Genomic DNA, 3,288 nt, shown 5'->3' on the forward strand with positions numbered 1-3,288 from the left:
TCCCTGTCGCCAGAAAGGGTAAAGGTGGACGACTTTTACGCCGCCCGCAGCAGGCTCATCCCGCCGCTACCGTGGCCGACTTTCGCACCGCCGTTCTCAGTCGGCCAAGCATATGGGCGTCGCGTCATGCTGTGCAGGCCAAACGCCACGAATTGCTGACCGGCGCCCAGCACCTCGACCTTGCCGGCCTTCATCTTCGCGAACGGGGCTGCCGTTCTGTACAACAACAGTCGCTTGGGCCATTGCCCGACGCGCACCAGTGTCTCGCAGAGCCGCTTGCCGGCAAGCTGCGCAATTTCATGTGCTCTGTCGGGATCCATCTCGTCGATGTCGAGCCCAACCAGATGGCCGGTACGCAACCCGACGCCATGATCGGGATAGCGATGTGTCCAGTCGGCTATACGATCAGGCGAGAGGGCGATGCTCGACCAACGCTTTGGCGCCGGGCGCTTCTGACCCGGTACGATAGGCAGGGGTGCGAACCCGTTGTCGACGAGGCGCTCCGCCGCCTCCATATAGGTGATGTGTCCAGCACGTTCGGGGCGGCCACTGGCCACCCTTGTGTCTGTCTCCTTGTCACGCGCGTGGCTCTTGGCGCCCGCGCACATCCGTTACGGCTCGCGGCGGTGCGCGGCTTCCCACGCCAGCACATCCGTTAGGGAGTAGCGGATCGAGCCTCCAAGGGTGACCCAGGCCGGCCCATAGCGCTCGGCACGCCAGCGCTCGAGCGTCCGGCCGCTGACCTTCCAGCGCGCCTCCAGATCGCGTTGCGTGATGTAGGTTTCAACCGAGGTCATGCTCGCCCTCCCCCGGTTTGCGGCGATAGACCGCGAAGAGGGCCGTGCCATCAGCGGTCTGTTCGACATAATGGACCTGGTAGTCGTCCCTGCGGTTGAAGACGAACTGCAGATCCCAAAGCCTGAACAGCCCGGGGATCTTCTGGTAATCTGCATCGCACGCTTGCGTCATGATGATCTCCTGCATTCCGGCGCCGCGGAGTTGCGACACCTGCAGGGGAAAGCCGACCGGGACGCAGGATTGGGACAGCTCAGTCATCGAGGGGCCCGAATTTTTCGGACAACCTGGAAATGGCGCGCTGATAGCGTTTGCGTGCAGCCTCGTAGGACAGCCCCAACGCCCGTGCCGCTTCTCTCTGGCTGAACCCGAAGGCCGCAACAGCCATGACCAGATCAGCGTCTGACCCGATCTCGGCCCGGAGTGTTTTCAGAACGCCACGGCCGCGATTTGTCGCCCCATGAAGGAGGTCGGGGCACTCTTCGACAGGTACCTCAGACACAACATCTGCCTGCCGCGCCAGATCCCGCATGATGTCGCGTTCGATGTTGCGCAGCAATGTCGCGGCGATCCATGTCACCCGATCGAGATTGGTCGTGGCAACGGCCTGTGACAGGCGCCCGACCAGTTCGCCTCCCAGAACATCCGGACCATCCTGAAAATGTCGCAACAACCGTTTACGCCGCGCGTCAAGCCCCGGCCACAGGGCCACGATCACGAGGCTTGTCGCCGTATCGGCGTCGCTATTTTCGGATTGCGCCTCAAACACAAGCGCGCGAAGAAGCGCATTCTTGTGCTCCCCGTCCCGCGTCTTGTCATGCAGAAACGCAAGCACCGCGCCGGGATCTGCAAGCCGCGCCAAGCTCGGCTGTCGCCTTTTCATTTCGCGGTAGTGCTGTCGAAAGCTTGCGCGCGTTGTTCGATTGATGAGGTGCGCGTGAACCTCGTGCCAATGTCTGGACACGTGACGCCTGCCTTACGGCCAGGCGTCAGGCGCCTCATCGTGGCCAGGTCAGGGCGTCGCGCGCCTCTTGGGTTGGAAAAAATGGATGAACATGCAGCCAATGGCTGCCTGTTTGGGTGCGTGTCAGGTTTCGTTGAGAGTGCCACAGCCGCGGCAGACCGCTGAAGCCGGGCGGGAAACGCGATAGCGGTGACCACGGGCAAATTGTACCAGAACCACCGCGCCATGGCGGCGCCCGAGCAGCTTGCCACAGCAGGTGCAACGCCAGTCGGCACTGTCGCCTAGTTCGCTCGAAGATCTCTTGAAGTTTGTGTCGTTCGGCATTTGTCGCCTCCTGATGAAAGGTGGCAAACAAATACGGCGGCTACTTCTAGCCAGTCCCAGAGCAAACTCTAGATGAACTCTAGATCAGCTCTTCCTTTCGGTAAGCAGGTCGGGAACACCTGACCTCAAGCGCCAGTAGCGGTTACTGGATCCGTGTTGGATGTATGTCCCTACGACCAAGTCCCGCACCTTTGGCGAAAACAGATTCTTCGGGTGATCCGACCCCATTCCCTCCATGAGGAACTTTGTGGACACTTCGCCTGTTCCGTTCGTCGCCGCGGTAACGAGTTTTTCGAAAAACTGAACTTGATAGGCTGTTGTCAAATTGAGTGCATCGGCACCCGGTATGACAAGCGTGCCGGCATGCGCTCCATGGCGGATGACCTGTGCCACTTGGGCGCTCGCAACCAAACTACGACCGCCATGAAACTGACGTTGCAGCTCCTGTAAATCGATCGCCACCGCATCGTCCCCAGGCATCAGAATACTCGAAAGCCCAATAACCACGTTCGGGCCCAGATATCTGGGCGCATTTTCGCTGACAGAAAGCACAACACCCGGACCCAACTTATGCTTCTGGCGAAACGCGATATCGAGGTCGTTCAGCACCTTGCTATCTCCGAGTTCGCGAACAAGATACACTGGGATTGTTTCACCCTTCAGCACCAGGGTTCCGAGACTGGTCAAATGATCGGTTTCGATGTCGATGGCCGATGCATCGAGAGCAACGCTCACGAGTTTAAGAACTTCTTCCGCCAGCCAACGGCGGTCGATCTTGTAGACGAGAGCATTCGCGTCGCGAACGACCCCTCGTTCGTCACCGAAGCCCCCCTGCTCCTTCACGGTGCCTTTTTTCGGCCCGGTCACAAGTTCGCCTTCGACGACCCCATCATCATCGTCATCAATCAACACCACCGCCTGCCGGGGTTTCCGTTTCAGAATTCCACCTTGTACGAGGCGTTCGGGGTCAATGCCGGCGGCGCTGAAGAAGTTGCCACTCACCTCATCACCCGGAAGATCGTAGAGCGAGAGGAGGAATTGAAACCAGCGGGCTTTTTCGTCTTCGCTCAACGGGCGCAATTCATCCATCAGCCCCCAATGCGCGAGGAGCTATGCGGGAAACTGGGTGACGGGGTTTGAGAAGGCGGCGTATCGTGGCGGGTGATCAAGCCTGCCAGAACTTCCAAGAGGAACGATACGCCTAT

General features: G+C 59.9%; 5 protein-coding genes. All 5 read right to left on the minus strand.

Translation table 11 applies throughout. From position 1 onward, the window contains the following. Positions 1 to 35: 35 nt before the first annotated feature. Positions 36 to 557, minus strand: a complete 522-nt coding sequence (locus tag N5A93_RS19340) for a bifunctional DNA primase/polymerase (protein ID WP_268956733.1) — start codon at positions 555 to 557, stop codon at positions 36 to 38. Positions 558 to 611: 54 nt separating this feature from the next. Then, positions 612 to 797 (minus strand): helix-turn-helix transcriptional regulator, encoded by a 186-nt coding sequence (locus tag N5A93_RS19345; RefSeq protein WP_268956734.1) that lies wholly within the window; start codon positions 795 to 797, stop codon positions 612 to 614. Next, positions 784 to 969 carry a hypothetical protein gene (locus N5A93_RS19350; protein WP_268956735.1) on the minus strand — a complete coding sequence of 62 codons (186 nt, stop codon included), beginning with the start codon at positions 967 to 969 and terminating at the stop codon, positions 784 to 786. Before N5A93_RS19350 ends, N5A93_RS19345 begins: the two co-directional genes overlap by 14 nt. A gap of 79 nt (positions 970 to 1,048) precedes the next feature. Beyond that, positions 1,049 to 1,657: an RNA polymerase sigma factor gene (locus tag N5A93_RS19355; protein ID WP_268956736.1), complete on the minus strand. Its 609-nt coding sequence runs from the start codon at positions 1,655 to 1,657 to the stop codon at positions 1,049 to 1,051. 510 nt (positions 1,658 to 2,167) lie between these two features. Next, positions 2,168 to 3,172, minus strand: coding sequence for a hypothetical protein (locus tag N5A93_RS19360; protein WP_268956737.1), 1,005 nt, complete (start codon positions 3,170 to 3,172; stop codon positions 2,168 to 2,170). Positions 3,173 to 3,288: the final 116 nt, after the last annotated feature.

Source organism: Roseovarius salincola (genome assembly GCF_026891095.1).
Lineage (GTDB): Bacteria > Pseudomonadota > Alphaproteobacteria > Rhodobacterales > Rhodobacteraceae > Roseovarius > Roseovarius salincola.